The 16,858-nt window shown below is 59.6% G+C and carries 15 protein-coding genes; 5 read left to right on the forward strand and 10 right to left on the reverse strand.

What is annotated here, in order from left to right:
• Positions 1-8 precede the first annotated feature (8 nt).
• Genes QRD42_RS02025 through QRD42_RS02035 form a run of 3 tightly spaced genes read right to left on the reverse strand, consistent with a single transcriptional unit; the run spans position 9 to position 2,998 of the window.
• The gene (locus QRD42_RS02025) at positions 9-836 is read right to left on the reverse strand and encodes a carbohydrate ABC transporter permease (RefSeq protein WP_321988089.1); all 828 of its coding nucleotides are present in this window, start codon (positions 834-836) and stop codon (positions 9-11) included.
• The gene (locus QRD42_RS02030; RefSeq protein ID WP_318363421.1) at positions 836-1,702 is read right to left on the reverse strand and encodes a carbohydrate ABC transporter permease; all 867 of its coding nucleotides are present in this window, start codon (positions 1,700-1,702) and stop codon (positions 836-838) included. The genes QRD42_RS02025 and QRD42_RS02030 overlap by 1 nt, the downstream gene beginning before the upstream one ends.
• A 9-nt stretch (positions 1,703-1,711) precedes the next feature.
• Positions 1,712-2,998, reverse strand: a complete 1,287-nt coding sequence (locus QRD42_RS02035) for an ABC transporter substrate-binding protein (protein WP_321988090.1) — start codon at positions 2,996-2,998, stop codon at positions 1,712-1,714.
• A 246-nt stretch (positions 2,999-3,244) separates the two neighbouring features.
• Between QRD42_RS02035 and QRD42_RS02040 the strand changes: the two genes are divergently transcribed.
• Positions 3,245-4,318, forward strand: a complete 1,074-nt coding sequence (locus QRD42_RS02040) for an ABC transporter ATP-binding protein (RefSeq protein ID WP_321988091.1) — start codon at positions 3,245-3,247, stop codon at positions 4,316-4,318.
• On the opposite strand, the gene lsrG is transcribed toward QRD42_RS02040, so the two are convergent.
• From lsrG to lsrA, 6 genes are read right to left on the reverse strand one after another with little or no spacing between them, the layout of a single operon-like run.
• Positions 4,307-4,600, reverse strand: a complete 294-nt coding sequence (lsrG, locus tag QRD42_RS02045) for a (4S)-4-hydroxy-5-phosphonooxypentane-2,3-dione isomerase (RefSeq protein WP_072569657.1) — start codon at positions 4,598-4,600, stop codon at positions 4,307-4,309. The two genes, QRD42_RS02040 and lsrG, sit on opposite strands and share 12 nt — an antisense overlap.
• Positions 4,597-5,484, reverse strand: coding sequence for a 3-hydroxy-5-phosphonooxypentane-2,4-dione thiolase (lsrF, locus tag QRD42_RS02050; protein WP_318363418.1), 888 nt, complete (start codon positions 5,482-5,484; stop codon positions 4,597-4,599). Before lsrF ends, lsrG begins: the two co-directional genes overlap by 4 nt.
• An 11-nt stretch (positions 5,485-5,495) precedes the next feature.
• Entirely contained in the window at positions 5,496-6,509 is a 1,014-nt protein-coding gene (gene lsrB, locus QRD42_RS02055; protein ID WP_072569655.1) for an autoinducer 2 ABC transporter substrate-binding protein LsrB, read from the reverse strand.
• A 1-nt stretch (position 6,510) separates the two neighbouring features.
• A complete protein-coding gene (gene lsrD, locus QRD42_RS02060) occupies positions 6,511-7,503 on the reverse strand; it encodes an autoinducer 2 ABC transporter permease LsrD (protein WP_318373800.1) in 993 nt (330 codons plus the stop codon).
• The gene (gene lsrC / locus QRD42_RS02065) at positions 7,504-8,538 is read right to left on the reverse strand and encodes an autoinducer 2 ABC transporter permease LsrC (RefSeq protein WP_321988092.1); all 1,035 of its coding nucleotides are present in this window, start codon (positions 8,536-8,538) and stop codon (positions 7,504-7,506) included.
• Positions 8,535-10,043, reverse strand: coding sequence for an autoinducer 2 ABC transporter ATP-binding protein LsrA (lsrA, locus tag QRD42_RS02070; protein ID WP_321988093.1), 1,509 nt, complete (start codon positions 10,041-10,043; stop codon positions 8,535-8,537). Before lsrA ends, lsrC begins: the two co-directional genes overlap by 4 nt.
• A gap of 198 nt (positions 10,044-10,241) precedes the next feature.
• On the opposite strand from lsrA, the gene lsrR reads away from it, so the two are divergent.
• The 3 genes from lsrR to QRD42_RS02085 all read left to right on the forward strand — a co-directional run bounded on the left by lsrR (position 10,242) and on the right by QRD42_RS02085 (position 15,061).
• Entirely contained in the window at positions 10,242-11,213 is a 972-nt protein-coding gene (gene lsrR, locus QRD42_RS02075; RefSeq protein ID WP_318373802.1) for a transcriptional regulator LsrR, read from the forward strand.
• A gap of 36 nt (positions 11,214-11,249) precedes the next feature.
• Complete coding sequence (gene lsrK, locus QRD42_RS02080; protein WP_321988094.1) at positions 11,250-12,830, forward strand: autoinducer-2 kinase; 1,581 nt, start codon at positions 11,250-11,252, stop codon at positions 12,828-12,830.
• A gap of 209 nt (positions 12,831-13,039) precedes the next feature.
• Complete coding sequence (locus QRD42_RS02085; RefSeq protein ID WP_321988095.1) at positions 13,040-15,061, forward strand: NADPH-dependent 2,4-dienoyl-CoA reductase; 2,022 nt, start codon at positions 13,040-13,042, stop codon at positions 15,059-15,061.
• Between the two features lie 87 nt (positions 15,062-15,148).
• Here the strand turns inward: QRD42_RS02085 and rlmG are convergent, their stop codons facing one another.
• Positions 15,149-16,285 carry a 23S rRNA (guanine(1835)-N(2))-methyltransferase RlmG gene (gene rlmG, locus QRD42_RS02090; RefSeq protein WP_321988096.1) on the reverse strand — a complete coding sequence of 379 codons (1,137 nt, stop codon included), beginning with the start codon at positions 16,283-16,285 and terminating at the stop codon, positions 15,149-15,151.
• An 86-nt stretch (positions 16,286-16,371) separates the two neighbouring features.
• On the opposite strand from rlmG, the gene QRD42_RS02095 reads away from it, so the two are divergent.
• A partial coding sequence (locus QRD42_RS02095; RefSeq protein WP_321988097.1) for a M48 family metallopeptidase occupies positions 16,372-16,858 on the forward strand: 487 nt, incomplete at its 3' end.

The following is a 16,858-nucleotide window of genomic DNA, read 5'->3' on the forward strand; positions in this document are numbered from 1 at the left end:
GGCCCTCCTTATTTGAGTGACAATGACATCCCCTGCAGGAAATATTTGCGGAACATAATAAACAGCAGCATCACCGGCAGCATCTGCACCACGGATCCCGCCAGTACCGGGCCGAGGTGAATGCCCCAGGATTTACTGAAGGTGGCGAGCAGCACCGAGAACGGCATTTTGTCGGCATCGCGCATCACGATCAGCGGCCAGAGAAAGTTGTCCCAGGCGGTGGAAAAGGTGAACAGCGCCACAATGGCGAGGATCGATTTGTTCAGCGGCATCATCACGTGGCGCAGAATGCCCCACAGGCTGGCGTGATCGAGTTTTGCGGCGTGGATATAGTCGTTTGGCGTGCCTTTAAAACTCTGGGAGACCATAAAGATCCCCCAGGCGCTCATGGCGTAGGGCAGGATCATCGCGCTGTAGCTGTTAATCAGCCCCAGCTCGCGCATCAAAATAAACTGCGGAATGATGAACATAAATGCCGGAAACACCATCTGCACGATGAGCAGATTTTTGAAGGCGTTTTTGCCGCGAAAATCCGTTTTCGCCACCGCGTAGCCCACCAGCATGGCGGTAACCGTGACGCAAAAGGTGATGGTCAGCGACACAAACAGCGAGTTAAACAGCGTGCGCATAAAGGGCTTATCGGCGCGGTTGCTGTTATCAAACAGAAACTGGTAGTTCGCCAGCGAAACGTCACCGGCAAACAGGCTGGTGGTGTAGATCTGCGCCGTTGGTTTCAGGGAGGCCATCACCATCCAGATAAAGGGATACAGCCAGGTGAGCGCGAGGATCAACATGGCGGCGTGGAGAAGCAGGCTGGCGGGGGTAAGTTTTTTCATCAGACGATCTCAATGTGCTTTTCAAAGAGTTTGCGGAACAGCCAGATCAGCAGAAAACTGCACGCGGCGACGATAATCGACATGGTCGCCGCCCAGCTCGGTTTCATCTTCTGAAACGCCACTTCGTACATCACCACCATCGGGCTGGTGGTGCTGTTGAGCGGGCCGCCGCCGGTGATGAGATACGGCTCGGTAAAGATGCTGAACGCCACGGTGATCGCCAGCACCATCACCATAACGATTTGCGGGTTCATCATCGGCAGCGTGATGGCGTACGCCTGGCGCAGGCGACCGGTTTTATCCAGCCGCGCGGCGCTATAGATGTCCTGCGGGATCGCCAGCATGCCGGAGTAAAGGATCAGCCCGTAATAGCCGACGAATTTCCAGGTGACGATCAGCGCAATGGAGAGCATCGCGCAGTCCGGGTTGGTAAACCAGGGCACGGAAATGCCGAACAGCTCGCGTAAAAAGGCGTTCACCGGGCCGAACTCGCTGAACAGTTTTGAAAACACAATGGAGTAGGCGACGCCGGACGAAATGTTCGCCAGCAGGAAACTCAGCGCGATAAACCCCCGGCCAAAGGTGATGCGCTTTAACCCGGCGGCGAACAGCAGCGCGCTGAGAAACACAATCGGGATGTACCACAGCAGAAAGCGCAGCACATTGAGCATTGAGGTCCAGAACAGCTCATCCTGCATCACGCTGAACAGATTGCTCAGCCCCGTGAAAACCGGCGTACCGGTGAACTGCCACTGCGTCACGCTTAACAACGCCAGCCAGGCCAGCGGATAAAACCAGAACAGCAGCGAATACCCGAGCCATGCGGAGGCCAGCCAGCCTCCGGTACGTGCGTCATGTCCAGCCATCGCCGCCTCTTAAGGTTTCAGAATGCCGTTAATTTCCTGAGCGGAATCACTGAGCGCCGCCGACGGATCGTCGTTGCGGAAAATGACCCGCTCGATCATCTGCGTCATGCTGCGCTGAATGTCGCTGGTTTTGGTGGTCGCCGCCGCGGGCAGCGCGACGTTGACATACGAGGCGATCTGTTTTTCCAGCGGGTTATTCGCGAAGTAGCCGACAAACAGCGGGTTGGTGAGCAGATCGGCGCGGGCGGGCGGCATACCGACCATTTCCAGCCACAGCAGATCGTGTTCCGCCTTGCCGAACACCCACTGCAAAAACGCCCAGGCCTCGGCCTTGTGTTTGCTGGTGCTGAACATCGCCACGCCTTTGCTGTCGCCAAAGGTATAGGGTTTTTCGCTGCCGTTTTGCGTCAGCATGGGGCCAATCTGGATCTGCTTTAAGATCTCGGGAAACTGTTTGCGGTAGCGGGCGATGTCCCAGGGGCCGCGCGCCGACGCCAGCACCTGACCGCTCGCCAGCGGATCTTCCGCTGAGGTAAAGTCGTAGCTGCTCCAGCCGCTGTTGAACACCTTGCCCATAAAGGTCAGCACCGCCTGGCCGTCGGCATTGTTAAACTGCGCCTGGTTATCCGCGATATAGGGCTTGCCGCCGTTTTGCGCGTACAGCAGCGGAATAAAATCGTACCAGCGCTCCCACCAGTTTTTTCCGGCGGTGAGCTGCATCACGTAGCCGTTGTTATCCGCATGGCGGGCCTCAGCCAGCCGGTACAGCTCGTCATAACGTCGCGGCACCTGGTCAAAACCATACTGTTTTAGCAGATCGGCACGCCACCACCAGACCGTGGGATTGATATAAATCGGCAGCACGTTTTGCTGACCGTTAATTTCCCAGGCGGGCATGACCTCATTCATCTGGCGCTGTTTAATCAGTTCGGCAAAGCCCGGCATTTTAGAGAGATCTTCCAGCTGATTAATTTCATTCAGCTGCGAGGCGAAGCCAATAAATATATTACTGGTGATATCCGGTTCGGTGCCGGAGGCAATCGCGTTCATGATGGCCTCTTCGGAACTGCTGGCGACGGGAATAGGGGTGAATTCTACCGGCGTATGGGTGGGATCGCTATTCCACTCCGTGACCATTTTCTTCCAGAAGGTTTCTTCGTTCTCGACTGGCGTCACCCATAATTTAATCGGCGTTTTCGCCGCGGTGTCGGCGGGCTGCTCATCAGGGCCGCAGCCAGTAAGACAAACACTTAATAAGAGTGATGCGGTCCATGTGGCAAGTATTGCACGTTTCATCCTGATCTCCATGTTATTCCTGACGCGTGTTAAATAAAACATCGCACGCGGCAAACGGCCTGTAAGTTAACAAGAGTGATTTATGTTTAACGATAATTCAGTCACATTTCGGTTTTTATTTATCGCTAAACTTTGCGGCGAAAAGTAAATGCAAAAATATAATCAAGACAAATACATCTGATTATTTTTAACAAGCTCAACGGCGATTAATATCTTATACAGATAGGCCATTAAAAAGGATTTCACATGACCGCCCTCACCCTGAGAAATATTCACAAGCAGTACAACAAAAACACCATTATTGAAAACCTGTCGCTGGATATTTCCTCCGGCGAATTCATCGTGCTGGTCGGCCCGTCCGGCTGTGGTAAATCGACGCTGCTGCGTATTATTGCCGGGCTGGAAACGCCCGATGGCGGAGCGATAGTGATGGGCGATGAGGACGTCACCCACCAGCCTGCGGGCAGACGCAGCCTGTCGATGGTATTTCAGTCCTACGCGCTTTACCCGCACATGACCGTGCGGCAGAACCTCAGCTTTGGGCTGAAAAACATGAACACGCCGCCCGCAGAAATTACGCAACGCATCGCCGGAGCGGCGAAAATGCTCAAGCTTGAAGCATTGCTGGATCGCCTGCCGCAACATCTCTCCGGCGGCCAGCGCCAGCGCGTGGCGATTGGGCGATCCATCGTTCAGCAGCCGGAGGTGTTTCTGTTCGACGAGCCGCTGTCGAATCTGGATGCGGCACTGCGCGTGGAGATGCGCCAGGAGATCCAGGAGCTGCACAACAGGCTTGGCAACACCATGATTTACGTCACCCACGATCAGGTGGAGGCCATGACGCTGGCGGACAGAATTGTGGTGCTCAACAAGGGGAATATTGAACAGACGGGGACGCCGCTGGAACTCTACAACACCCCGGCGAACCTCTTTGTCGCGGAGTTTATCGGCACGCCAAAAATTAACGTTTTGCAGGCCGAATGGCGCGATGGCGGCCTGAGTATCAGCGACGAGCTGCATTTTCCGCTGTCACGCCAGCCTGATGGCGTGCTTGAGGGTGATGCGCTTTTCGTCGCCATCCGCCCGGAACATATCCGCCCGGACAGCAGCGGCGAACTCACCTTCAGCGCCACCACCCGGCTGTGTGAATTGCAGGGTGACGCCACGCTGGTGTGGTTTACGCTGGCCGGACAGCCGTGCTGCCTGAAGTCATTCCAGCAGCTGAACTACCCGCCGCGTCATCCGCTGACCATGAGCACGGATGCGCGGCATTTACATCTGTTTGACAGCGCCGGGAACAGGGTCGCCTTACTCCGGTAACAACCCGATAAAACTGCGCTTTTTACGCGGCTCCGACATCATGTCGTCCAGCTTCTCCACGCACGCCAGATAGTGCGGCGTTTGCTTGTGCGCCAGCACCGCCGCCTCATCCTGGTACGCCTCATAGATATAAAAACGCGTATTCACTTCGGGGTCCTGCAACACGTCGAAGCGTAAGTTGCCCGGTTCCTGGATCGCCCCTTCGTGATTGGCGCGAAACACCGCCAGAAACTCATCGACCCGCTCCGGTTTGATATTGATCTCCACCAGCGTCACGTTCATCGCGCCTCTCCCTGTTTTTCTTCCTGCCAGAATTCGAACGCCTCGTGGGCGCTCATATTGTCATGCACCACTTTTTTCACCGCTTTCAGCATGGCGAGGGGCGCGCTGGACTGGAAAATATTACGTCCCATATCAACGCCGGACGCGCCCTGATCGATAGCGCGGAAACACATCTCCAGCGCCTCGCGCTCCGGCAGTTTTTTACCGCCGGCGATGACGATGGGCACCGGGCAGCTGGCGGTCACTTTTTCGAAGCCCTCCTCAACAAAATAGGTCTTCACGAACTGCGCCCCCATCTCGGCGGCAATACGACTGGCGAGGGAAAAATAGCGGGCATCGCGGGCCATCTCTTTGCCGACGCCCGTCACCGCCAGCGTCGGAATACCGTAGCGGTTACCGGCATCCACCAGCTTGATGATGTTATTGATGGACTGATGTTCATGTTCGCTGCCGATATACACCTGCGCCGCCACCGCGCAGGCGTTGAGGCGCAGCGCGTCTTCCATCGCCACCGCCACGCATTCATTCGAGAGCTCCGAAAGTATGGAATTGCCGCCGGAGGCGCGCAGCACCACCGGTTTGTTGGTGGCGGGCGGCACCACGCTTCTGAGCACGCCGCGGGTACACATCAGCACATCGGTTTCGCCGAACAGCGGCGCAATCGACAGATCGATACGCTCAAGCCCTGTGGTCGGCCCCTGAAAATAGCCATGATCGAACGCCAGCATCACCGTGCGATTACTGGCTGGATTGAAAATACGCGCCAGCCGCGACTGCATCCCCCAGTCCAGCGCGCCGCAGCCCTTCAGGGCGAACAGCGTGTTCTGTTGCGGCGTTTCAAGGCCAAAGTTTTTACCTTCTCTGATGTCGTCTAAATCTGCCATGCTCTCCCCCGTCAGAAATCGTATTTGCCGATGTTATCTTTGGTGAACACCACGCGCTCCGGCAGCAGCACAATGCCGTTGCCCTTCGCTTCATACTGGTAGCCCTGTACGCTGTTCGGCTCCACTTTAAGCGGGCCAAGCCCCTTCACTTCCACCGTGTCGCCGACGTTCAGATCGCCTTTCTTCAGTAACTGGCTGGCGACGTTGACGGAGATTTTCCCCTGCTGCACCACGTCCCACAGGCCGAAGGCTTTCACCGTGCCGCGCTCCACATACGGGCGCATGACGTTCGGCGTGCTGAAGCCGGTGATCGCCACGTTGGTACGCTTGAGGTTTTCCGCCGCCTGCGCCGCTGCCGGTAAGGCGTTGGCGTCCGGGGCGATGATCGCATCCAGATCCGGATACGCTTTTAAGATCCCTTCGGCGGTTTGCAGGGATTTGGTGGCGTCGTTATAACCAAACTGGGTGGTGACGATTTTCCACTGCGGATGATCTTTGGCGATCTTCGCTTTCGCGGCATTCACCCACTGGTTCTGGTCGGTCACCGTCGGGCTGGAGTAGAAAAACGCCACCTTCGCATCAGGCTTCGTCACCTGTTTTTCGGTCATCTCCACCAGCAGGCCGCCCAGCTGTTCCGGCGTGCCCTGGTTGATATAGATGCTGCGGCATTCCGGTTTGGTGTCGGAATCCCAGGTGAGCACTTTTACGCCGCGCTGCATCGCCCGCTTGAGCGCCGGGCAGAGACCGTCAGGCGACACCGCCGACACGATAATGGCGTTGTAGCCCTGGTTGACGAAGTTATTCACCAGCTGCACCTGGCCGGAAACGCTCGGCTCGGTGGGACCGTCGTAGGTGACGTCAACGCCGAGATCTTTGCCCGCCTCTTTCGCGCCGTTGCCGCCGCTGGTGAAGAAGCCGACGCCCACCAGTTTGGGAATAAAGGCGATGCGGTCGGCGGCCTGCGCCGTTGCCACACAGGTTGCCAGCGCCAGCGCGCTAAGCTGCACTATCTGTTTTGCTTTCATCTTATGCTCCGATTGTTTTTCGCGAGAGAAGCCGACGCCAGGCCGTGCGCACCCATTCCCGGTGCAGGCTCAGCGAACGCCCCATCACCACCACAACCAACAGCGCACCTGACAACGCGCTCGACACCTGGTTGGGGATGCCGACCATCTGTAACCCTTGTTGCAGATACCCCACCAGCAACGCTGCCAGCGCGGTACCCAGAATGGACCCCGATCCGCCGTAGATATTCGCGCCGCCGAGCACCGCCGCCGTCAGCGCCGGCATCAGCAAATCACGCCCCAGATCCGAACGTGCCGAACCGAAGTAAGAGACCAGCACCAGCGCGGCAATCGCCGACGCCACCCCCACCAGCCCGTACAGCGCGTAGGGCATACCGTTCACTGGCAGTGCCGCATAGCGTGCCGCGCGCGGGTTCTGACCAATCAAAAACAGGTGCCGCCCGAAGCGCCCGCGGTGGGCGAGCAGCCAGAAGGCAAAGGTCAGCACGCCGAACAGCACCAGCGGCACCGGCAGCCCGAACAGCGTCAGGCTGGCGAAAGCGGTAAAGCTGTCCGGAAAACCACCGATACCCTCGTAACCTGTCGCCCCCGCCATGCCGGAGAGCAGCAGCGCCCCGCCGCCGTAGAGATAAAGCGTGCCGAGGGTGATCACCAGCGGGCTGATGCCGGTGTAGTGGATAAGCGCAGCGTTTAGCAGGCCACACAGCAGACCCAGCGCCAGCGTCAGCACGATGGCGAGGCCCATCGGCCAGCCCGCCTGCATCATCACCCCCAGCGCGATGGCGCACAGGCCAATGGTGGAGCCGAGGGAAATGTCGATACCGCCGCTGATGATCACCAGCGTCAGCGGCAGCGCCACGATGCCGATGCAGATAAAGTCGCTGGTGCTGAACAGCAGCATGTTGATGTCCAGCATGCGCGGGTTAATCGCGCCGAACAGCGCGATCTCCAGCACCAGCAGACCGAGCAGCGACCACTCCCAGTTGAGCTTCATTTACGCCACCTCTTTATTTTTGCGATGCGGAAAGCGGGCGACGTGCTTACTCCCCTTGTGGCCCGGCTGAAAACGGCTGTATTTAAGCTGGCGCTGATGACGGGCCAGCGCCTGACGCAGACGCCCGTCCAGCACCAGCACGCCCAGCAGCACCAGCCCGGCGATAAAGTCGTTCCACCAGGCCGGGAGCTTAAACAGCACCAGCACGGTGTCGATTTGCGTGAGGAAGAACGCGCCCAGAAACGCGCCGATCAGCGTGCCGGTGCCGCCGAGCAGCGAGATGCCGCCGAGCACGCAGGCGGCGATGGCCTTCATCTCCAGCCCGCTGCCGGTCTGGTTAGGCACAAAGCCGATCTGCGCGGCAAAGACGATCCCGGCGCAGGCCGCCAGCACGCCGTTTAAGGTGAAGGCCAGCATACGGGTGCGGTTGACCGCCACGCCCAGTTGCCGTGCGGCGGCGAGGTTATCCCCTACCGCATAAAAATCCCGCCCGGAGGCCGTGCGCGCCAGCCACCAGGCCCCCGCGCCCAGTACGGCTAATACCAGCAGACCGAGGGGCGACACGCCCGCCGCCACCGGCACCGACAGGGATTTCAGGCTGGCGGGCAGTCCTTCAATCCACTTACCGCCGGTCCACAGCAGCATGGCGCCACGGTATAACCCGAGGGTACCAAGGGTGGCGACAATGGCCGGAATGCGCAACCCGACCACCAGCAGACCGTTGAACGCCCCCGCCAGCGCGCCTATGCTCAGGGCAAACAGCATGGCGAGCGGTAGGCCGTAGCCATTGTTGAGCGCCACCCCGACGGCAATGGCGCTTAAGCCCACCGTCGAGCCGACCGAAACATCAATGTTGCGCGTCAGCATTACCAGCGTCGCCCCCAGCGCCAGCAGGATCAGGATCTGGCTGCTGGCGAAAATCATGCCCAGGGTTTGCAGGCTGAGGTAGGCCGGATCGAGGGCCACCAGCACGGCAAAGAGCGCGAGGATCGCCAGAAAAGCGCTCAGCTCGCGGTTTTTCAGTAAGGTCTTCATGCCTGTCCTCCGAAGGCCAGCGCCATCATGCGATCGACGTTGATCGCCTGCCGCGCCAGTTCACCGCTGCGCATTCCCTGATGCATTACCACCACCCGATCGGCCAGACCGGGGAATTCATCGAGATCGCTTGAGATCATCAGCACCGCGACGTTCTGCGCCGCCACGCTTTTCAGCAGCTGATAAATATCCGCCCGCGCGGAAACGTCGACGCCGCGCGTTGGCTCATCGACAATCAGCAGCAGCGGATTGGCCTCAAGACAGCGGGCGAGCAGCACTTTTTGCTGATTACCGCCAGAGAGAGTACGCACCGTCTGATCGGCGTTGTTAAGTTTGATGCCCAGCGCCCGGTGATAACGCTCCACCACCGCCGCTTCGCGGCTTTTTTGCTGCCAGACAGAGGGTTCGTTAAGCGTCACGGTGTTCCAGCGCACCGGCGCATCGAGGAACAGCCCGGACACCTGGCGGTCTTCCGGCAGATAGACCAGCCCGCGCGCCAGCCGGGAGGCCGTATCGCGGCTGGTAATCTCCTGATTTTCCAGCCACACGCGCCCGCCGCGTACCGGACGCAGACCGTAGAGGGTTTCGGCAAATTCGGTGCGCCCGGATCCCACCAGCCCCGCCAGGCCGACGATCTCCCCGGCGTACACCTCAAGATCCAGATCGATAAAGCCTTCGCCGGTCAGGTCTTCCACGCGCAGCACCGGAAAATCCTGCGGCTGGGTCCGCCGGTTGCCCGGCAATGCCAGCCACAGTTTTTGCGAGTCGCTTAAATGATGGGCGCGGCTGGCTGGCGTCATCGCGCCGATCAGCGCCTGATCGTCAAATTCACTGAGCGCGCCGCTGAGCACCACCGCGCCGTCACGCATCACCGAGACGCTGTCGGCCAGGGCGCGGATCTCTGGCAGCTTATGGGAGATAAACACGATGCCGACGCCGAGCCCCTGCAGGGCGCGGATCTGCCGGAACAGCCGCTCTGTTTCCCCCGGCGTCAGCGAGGCGGTGGGTTCATCGAGGATCAGAATGCGCGCGTTACGCATCAGCCCGCGCAGGATCTCCACCATCTGCTGATCCGCCACTTCCAGCGTGCTGGCGGCAGCCTGCAAATTCAGCTGGCAGTTGAGTTGCTGTAATTTTTCATTCAGCACCTCATCGGTATTCCCGCTGCGCGGCAGGCGGAACAGAATGTTTTCCCGCACCGTCAGATTGGGAAACAGCATCGGCTCCTGCGGCACCAGATAAATGCCCAGCTGATGCGCCTGGCCGGGCGTCAGGCGGCGGTAGGCGCTGCCGTTAATGTGCAGCGTGCCGCTGTCGGCGGTTTCCACCCCGGCGATGATCTTCATCAGCGTGGATTTCCCCGCCCCGTTGCCGCCCATCAGCGCATGCACCTGACCGGCAAGCAGCGTAAAATCAATGCCTTTCAGAACGGGCACGCCGGAGAACTGTTTGCGGACGTCACGGGCTTCAATGAGAGGGATCATTCTGGCTCCGGTAATGAACATATGATTTTAAAAATTCACAATGTTCAAAAAGCGTAGACGGTGAGCTATATTAATACCCGTGCCCGGATCACACTTTTTTGCATTCGGATCGTTGCTTTGTTTTGCGCAGGGACAAAAGATCGCTTTTGCCATGGCGCTCACATTTTATTCAGCGGCGCATGAGAACATTTGATCTAAAATTTTATAAGAGTTCATCATATGAGCGAAAAACGTATTACGGATGAGAGCCGCTTTGCCGGGCTGACGTTATCGGAGGAAGAGCTGGTGGCGCGGGTGGCCTGGTGCTACTACCACGATGGCTTAACGCAAAATGATATTGGCGAGCGGCTGGGACTGCCTCGGCTGAAGATCTCCCGCCTGCTGGAAAAGGGGCGGCAGTCCGGCGTGATCCGCGTGCAGATCAATTCCCGTTATGAGGGCTGTCTGGCGCTGGAAACCGAACTGCAACAGCGCTTTGGGCTGAAGATCACCCGCGTGCTGCCCGCGCTGAACACACCGGCAATGAGTGTGCGCCTCGGGATAGGCGCTGCCCAGTCGCTGATGGGCGTGCTGTCGCCGGGGCAGTTGCTGGCGGTGGGCTTTGGCGAAACCACCATGAGCTGTATCCAGCATCTGAGCGGTTTTATCAGTTCACAGCAGATCCGCCTGGTCACGCTGTCCGGCGGCGTCGGGCCGTATATGACCGGCATCGGCCAGCTGGACGCGGCCTGTAGCATCAGCATGATCCCTGCCCCGCTGCGGGTATCATCGGCGGATGTGGCGGAGATCTTAAAACGCGAATCCAGCGTGCGGGACGTGATCCTCGCCGCAACCGCCGCGGACGTCGCCGTGGTGGGCATTGGATCGGTCAACCAGAAACGCGACGCCACCATTATGCGATCCGGCTATATCAGCGAAGGCGAACAGCTGATGTATGCCCGCAAAGGCGCGGTGGGCGACATTCTGGGGTATTTCTTGCAGGCGGACGGCGAGCGGGTGGACAACCTCGACATCCACCGGGAACTGCTCGGCGTCACCCTCGATGAACTGGCGCAACTGCCGACCATTGTCGGCGCGGCCGGCGGCATCGAAAAAGCAGAGGCGATTTATGCCGCACTCAAAGGTCGCCGTATCAATGGCCTGGTGACGGAAGAGACGACAGCACGCGCGATCCTGGCACTGGCGGAGTAATTCCGGCCTGCCGCGCGCCAACAGCGAGGCAAGCTCATGAGTTATCTTTTAGCCTTAGATGCCGGGACCGGCAGCATTCGCGCGGTAATTTTTGATTTACAGGGGCGGCAGATCGCCGCAGGCCAGGCCGAGTGGAAACACCTGAGCGTGGAGAACGTGCCCGGCTCGATGGAGTTCGATCTCACCACCAACTGGCAGCTGGCCTGCCAGTGCATTCACCAGGCGCTGACGCGGGCACAGCTGACCGGCGCTGATATTCAGTCCGTCGCCTGCTGCTCCATGCGTGAAGGCATTGTGCTTTATGACCGCAACGGCGAGGCGATCTGGGCCTGCGCTAACGTCGATGCCCGCGCCAGCCGCGAAGTGGCGGAATTAAAAGAGATCCACGACGATCGCTTTGAAGCGGAAGTGTACGAGGTTTCCGGGCAGACGCTGGCGCTGAGCGCGATGCCGCGTTTGTTGTGGCTGGCGCATCACCGGCCCGATATTTATCGTCAGGCAGCGACGATCACCATGATCAGCGACTGGCTGGCGGCGAAACTCTCCGGCGAGCTGGCGGTGGATCCCTCCAACGCAGGCACCACCGGCATGCTGGATCTTTTCTCGCGCGACTGGCGTCCGGCGCTGCTGGATATGGCCGGGCTGCGCGCCGATATTCTCTCACCGGTAAAAGAGACCGGCACCGTGCTGGGCGCGGTGACCCATTCTGCCGCCATGCAGTGCGGCCTGCGCGAGGGCACGCCGGTGGTGATGGGCGGCGGCGATGTGCAGCTGGGCTGTCTGGGGCTGGGCGTGGTGCGCGCCGGGCAGACGGCGGTGCTCGGCGGCACCTTCTGGCAGCAGGTGGTCAATCTGCCGCAGGTACGCACCGATCCCGATATGAATATCCGCGTTAATCCGCACGTAATCCCCGGCATGGTTCAGGCGGAGTCGATCAGCTTTTTCACCGGCCTGACCATGCGCTGGTTCCGGGACGCGTTTTGCGCCGAGGAGAAGCTGATCGCCGAACGGATGGGGATGGACGCCTACGCGCTGATGGAAGAGATGGCGGGCCGCGTCCCTGCAGGCTCACACGGCGTGATGCCGATTTTCTCGGACGCCATGCATTTCAAACACTGGTATCACGCCGCGCCGTCTTTTATTAACCTCTCCATCGATCCGGAAAAATGCAATAAAGCCACGCTGTTTCGCGCGCTGGAGGAGAACGCAGCTATTGTTTCCGCCTGCAACCTGGCGCAGATTTCGCGCTTCTCCGGCGTGACCTTTGATGGCCTGGTATTTGCGGGCGGCGGCGCGAAAGGCGCGCTGTGGAGCCAGATTTTAAGCGACGTGACCGGCCTGCCGGTGCGCGTACCGGACGTGAAAGAAGCCACCGCGCTCGGCTGCGCCATCGCCGCGGGTACCGGCGCCGGGCTGTTCGACGATATGGCCGCCACCGGCGAGCGGCTGGTGAGCTGGAGCCGGGAATTTACACCTAACCCGGCGCACCGGGAGCTGTATGACGGCATGATGCAGAAATGGCAGGCGGTGTATGCGGATCAGCTTGGGCTGGTGGACAGCGGGCTGACCACCTCGATGTGGCAAGCGCCGGGACTGGTGCGGGCAACGGCGCCGTAAATCATGCCGGATGGCGCTGCGCTTATCCGGCCTGGGGTTTCTGCGGTTTCGTAGCCCCGGTAAGCGTAGCCCCGCTAAGCGCAGCGCCACCGGGGAAGTTCTTTGAATCCCATCACAATCATTCGATCCCGCTTTTACCTTTGCCCCCGCGCTGGCTAAATTAGTAACTCATCCGACCACATAACAATAATTTTACACTGGAAGAGATTATGAGCCGCTATCCGTCGCTTTTCGCCCCGCTCGATCTGGGTTTCACCACGCTGAAAAACCGCGTGCTGATGGGCTCCATGCACACCGGCCTTGAGGAGCGCCCTGACGGTGCCGAACGACTGGCCGCTTTTTATGCCGAACGCGCCCGGCACGGCGTGGCGCTGATCGTCACCGGCGGCGTGGCTCCGGCGTTCTCCGGCGTTACCATGGAAGGCGGCGCGGTGCTCTGTGATGCCAGCCAGGTGCCGCATCATCAGATCATCACCGGGGCGGTGCACCGCGAGGGCGGTAAAATCGCCCTGCAAATTCTGCACACCGGGCGCTACAGCTATCAGCCACACCCCGTTGCGCCTTCCGCCATTCAGGCGCCGATCAACCGTTTTAAACCCCACGCCCTGACGCACGAGGAGATCCTCGCGCTTATCGACGACTTTGCCCGTTGCGCTGCGCTGGCGCGTGAAGCGGGCTATGACGGCGTGGAAGTGATGGGATCGGAAGGCTATCTGATTAACGAATTCCTCGCCGCCCGCACTAACCAGCGCGACGATGAATGGGGCGGTGACTATCCGCGACGGATGCGTTTTGCCGTCGAAGTGGTGCGCGCGGTGCGGGAGCGGGTCGGCAGCGACTTCATTATTATCTATCGCCTGTCGATGCTCGATCTGGTGGAAGGCGGCGGCACTTTTGAGGAGACCGTGCAGCTGGCGCAGGCCATTGAAGCGGCGGGGGCCAGCATTATCAATACCGGCATCGGCTGGCACGAGGCGCGCATTCCGACCATCGCCACGCCGGTGCCGCGCGGGGCCTTTACATGGGCGACCCGTAAACTGAAGGGGAAAGTGTCGCTGCCCTTAATTACCACTAACCGCATTAACGATCCGCAGGTGGCGGAGGAGATTCTGGCGCGCGGCGACGCGGATATGATATCGATGGCGCGGCCTTTCCTCGCCGATGCGGAGATCCTCTCCAAGGCGCAGGCCGGACGTGCGGACGAAATCAACACCTGTATCGGCTGTAACCAGGCCTGTCTGGATCAGATCTTCGCCGGGAAAGTGACCTCATGCCTGGTCAACCCCCGTGCCTGTCATGAAACCAAAATGCTGATCGTACCGGCGGTGAAGATCAAAAAGCTGGCGGTGATTGGCGCGGGACCCGCCGGGCTGTCTTTCGCGGTTAACGCGGCGGCGCGCGGCCACAGCGTGACCTTGTTCGACGCCCAGGCGGAACCGGGCGGGCAGTTTAACGTCGCCAAACAGATCCCCGGCAAAGAAGAATTTTACGAGACGCTGCGCTATTACCGCACCATGATCGCGGTGACCGGCGTCGATCTGCGGCTAAACCAACGGGTCACGCCTGACATGCTGGGCGACTTTGACGAGGTGATCCTCGCCTGCGGGATCGAGCCGCGCACCCCGCCGATCGAGGGGATCACGCATCCGAAGGTGCTGAACTATCTGGACGTGCTGCGCGATAAAAAACCGGTCGGCGAGCGCGTGGCGATCATCGGCAGCGGCGGCATTGGTTTCGACACGGCGATGTATTTGAGCCAGCCGGGGGAGTCCACCAGCCAGAATATTGCGGAGTTTTGTGCCGAATGGGGAATTGATACCACTCTGGATCAGCCCGGCGGCCTGCGGCAGGAAGGCGCGCAGTTACCGAAAAGTCCGCGGCAGATCGTGATGCTGCAACGTAAAGCCAGCAAACCGGGCGAGGGACTCGGCAAAACCACCGGCTGGATCCATCGTGCAACTCTGCTGGCGCGCGGTGTGAAAATGATCCCGGCGGTGAGCTACGAAAAAATCGACGATGCCGGTCTGCATGTGCTGATCAACGGCGAGCCGCAACTCTTCGCGGTGGATCATGTGGTGATTTGCGCAGGCCAGGAGCCGCGCCGTGAACTGGCGGAGCCGCTGCGCGAAGCGGGAAAAACCGTGCATCTCATCGGCGGCTGCGATGTTGCGCTGGAGCTGGACGCCCGCCGCGCGATTGCCCAGGGTACCCGGCTGGCGCTGGAGATATAAGTTTGCCTTTGCCGGGCGGCGCTGCGCTTGCACCGGCCTACATGAGCCGCGTAGGCCCGGTAAGCGCAGCGCCATCGGGCGGGAAATTTACCGTCTGCGTCCGGTTTTAACCGCTTTCAGGATCACGAATTTCTGGTTGGTGGCGATGGTTTCACAGTTGCCGAAAATCTTCTTCAGCTTGTGGAAATAATCCAGGTGGCGGTTCGCCACGATGCGCAGCTCGCCGTTGATTTTCAGGCAGCGGCGGGCGTGGTGGAACATCTCCCAGGCGATATTGTCCGTCAGCGCATGTTTTTGATGGAACGGCGGGTTACAGAGCACGGCGTCAAAACGGAACGGCTCGACGCCTGACAGCGCGTTGTTGATCATAAACTCGCAGCGATCCAGCGCCTCTGGCAGGTTGGTTTCGACGTTAAGACGGCTGGAGGCCACCGCCATCGGCGACTCATCCACGAATACCACGCTGGCCAGCGGGTTCTTATCCAGCAGCGTCAGGCCAATCACGCCGTTACCGCAGCCGAGATCGACCACCTCCCCTTCCAGATTATCCGGCAGATGCTGCATAAAGAAGCGCGCGCCGATGTCCAGCCCGGTACGGGAAAAGACGTTGGCGTGGTTGTGAATAGTCCAGTCGGTGCCGTCCAGTTTCCAGCTCAGGGTCTGCGGCGCATCGTTAAGCGCCGGGGCGCTGAAAGTGCAGTTCACCAGACGCGCTTTTTTCCAGGCCAGGGTGGTGGTGGTCGGCCCCAGCACTTTTTCATACAGTTCAAGGGTCGAGTTGTGAATATCACGCGCTTTGGTGCCAGCGATGATGCGCGTTTGCGGCGTCACTACCGTGCGCAGGGCGCGGAGTTGCTGCTCCAGCAGGGCCAGGGTTTTCGGGATCTTAATCAGCACGACGCCCGGCGCGGCCGGATAAGGCGCGGTGCTGTCAAGGAAGGTGACATCCCCTTCGTTGAGATCGTTATGGCGCAGGTTTTCACGGGTCGCCAGTTCGCTCAGGTAGGAGTCGCCAATGCTGTAAGGCTTGTGCTCCACCAGCGCGCAGGCCAGCGCACCAAAAGTATCGTTGAAAATCAGGACCGGGCCACTGATTTCAGTTTCGTCCAGTTGTTGCAGCAGGTATTCGTCTGCCGCTTCCCACGCCTGCAGTGGGTTGACGTCGTCCGTCTCCGGAAAACGTTTTAAGTTAAGTGAACGGAAACCGTTGTCTGAATGGCTCATCGGCCCTCCTGGATGGTAAAATTCGGTGTGATCCCCTGAATGGGGGCGTGAGTATACCCTTTTTTAACTGCTATCGTGGGGCAATGATGAGCAAACTTCTCTATCTCCAGGGCTATCCGGAAAATCTGCTGGCCCAGGTTACTTCGCTCATCGAGCAGAACCGGCTCGGCGAGGTGCTGCAAAAGCGTTATCCCGATACGCACAACGTCACCACCGACAAGGCTCTCTATCAATATACCCAGGATCTGAAAAGTCAGTTTCTGCGCAATGCGCCGCCGATCAACAAAGTGGCCTACGACAATAAAATTCATGTGCTGAATAACGCCCTCGGTCTGCATACCGCCATCTCCCGCGTGCAGGGGGGCAAGCTGAAGGCAAAAGCGGAAATCCGCGTGGCGACGGTGTTCCGCAACGCGCCGGAAGCCTTTTTGCGGATGATCGTGGTGCATGAGCTGGCGCACCTGAAAGAGAAAGATCACAGCAAGGCCTTTTATCAGCTGTGCTGTCATATGGAGCCGCATTACCACCAGCTAGAGTTCGACACCCGCCTGTGGCTGACGCATCAGGCGCTGG

Source organism: Enterobacter sp. PGRG2, from assembly GCF_030291195.1.
GTDB lineage: Bacteria > Pseudomonadota > Gammaproteobacteria > Enterobacterales > Enterobacteriaceae > Enterobacter_D.

Excerpts from the sequence above, each read along its gene's own strand:
- QRD42_RS02025 (WP_321988089.1), bottom strand. The coding sequence starts at position 836 with ATGAAAAAACTTACCCCCGCCAGCCTGCTTCTCCACGCCGCCATGTTG.
- QRD42_RS02030 (WP_318363421.1), bottom strand. The coding sequence starts at position 1,702 with ATGGCTGGACATGACGCACGTACCGGAGGCTGGCTGGCCTCCGCATGG.
- QRD42_RS02035 (WP_321988090.1), bottom strand. The coding sequence starts at position 2,998 with ATGAAACGTGCAATACTTGCCACATGGACCGCATCACTCTTATTAAGT.
- QRD42_RS02040 (WP_321988091.1), top strand. The coding sequence starts at position 3,245 with ATGACCGCCCTCACCCTGAGAAATATTCACAAGCAGTACAACAAAAAC.
- lsrG (WP_072569657.1), bottom strand. The coding sequence starts at position 4,600 with ATGAACGTGACGCTGGTGGAGATCAATATCAAACCGGAGCGGGTCGAT.
- lsrF (WP_318363418.1), bottom strand. The coding sequence starts at position 5,484 with ATGGCAGATTTAGACGACATCAGAGAAGGTAAAAACTTTGGCCTTGAA.
- lsrB (WP_072569655.1), bottom strand. The coding sequence starts at position 6,509 with ATGAAAGCAAAACAGATAGTGCAGCTTAGCGCGCTGGCGCTGGCAACC.
- lsrD (WP_318373800.1), bottom strand. The coding sequence starts at position 7,503 with ATGAAGCTCAACTGGGAGTGGTCGCTGCTCGGTCTGCTGGTGCTGGAG.
- lsrC (WP_321988092.1), bottom strand. The coding sequence starts at position 8,538 with ATGAAGACCTTACTGAAAAACCGCGAGCTGAGCGCTTTTCTGGCGATC.
- lsrA (WP_321988093.1), bottom strand. The coding sequence starts at position 10,043 with ATGTTCATTACCGGAGCCAGAATGATCCCTCTCATTGAAGCCCGTGAC.
- lsrR (WP_318373802.1), top strand. The coding sequence starts at position 10,242 with ATGAGCGAAAAACGTATTACGGATGAGAGCCGCTTTGCCGGGCTGACG.
- lsrK (WP_321988094.1), top strand. The coding sequence starts at position 11,250 with ATGAGTTATCTTTTAGCCTTAGATGCCGGGACCGGCAGCATTCGCGCG.
- QRD42_RS02085 (WP_321988095.1), top strand. The coding sequence starts at position 13,040 with ATGAGCCGCTATCCGTCGCTTTTCGCCCCGCTCGATCTGGGTTTCACC.
- rlmG (WP_321988096.1), bottom strand. The coding sequence starts at position 16,285 with ATGAGCCATTCAGACAACGGTTTCCGTTCACTTAACTTAAAACGTTTT.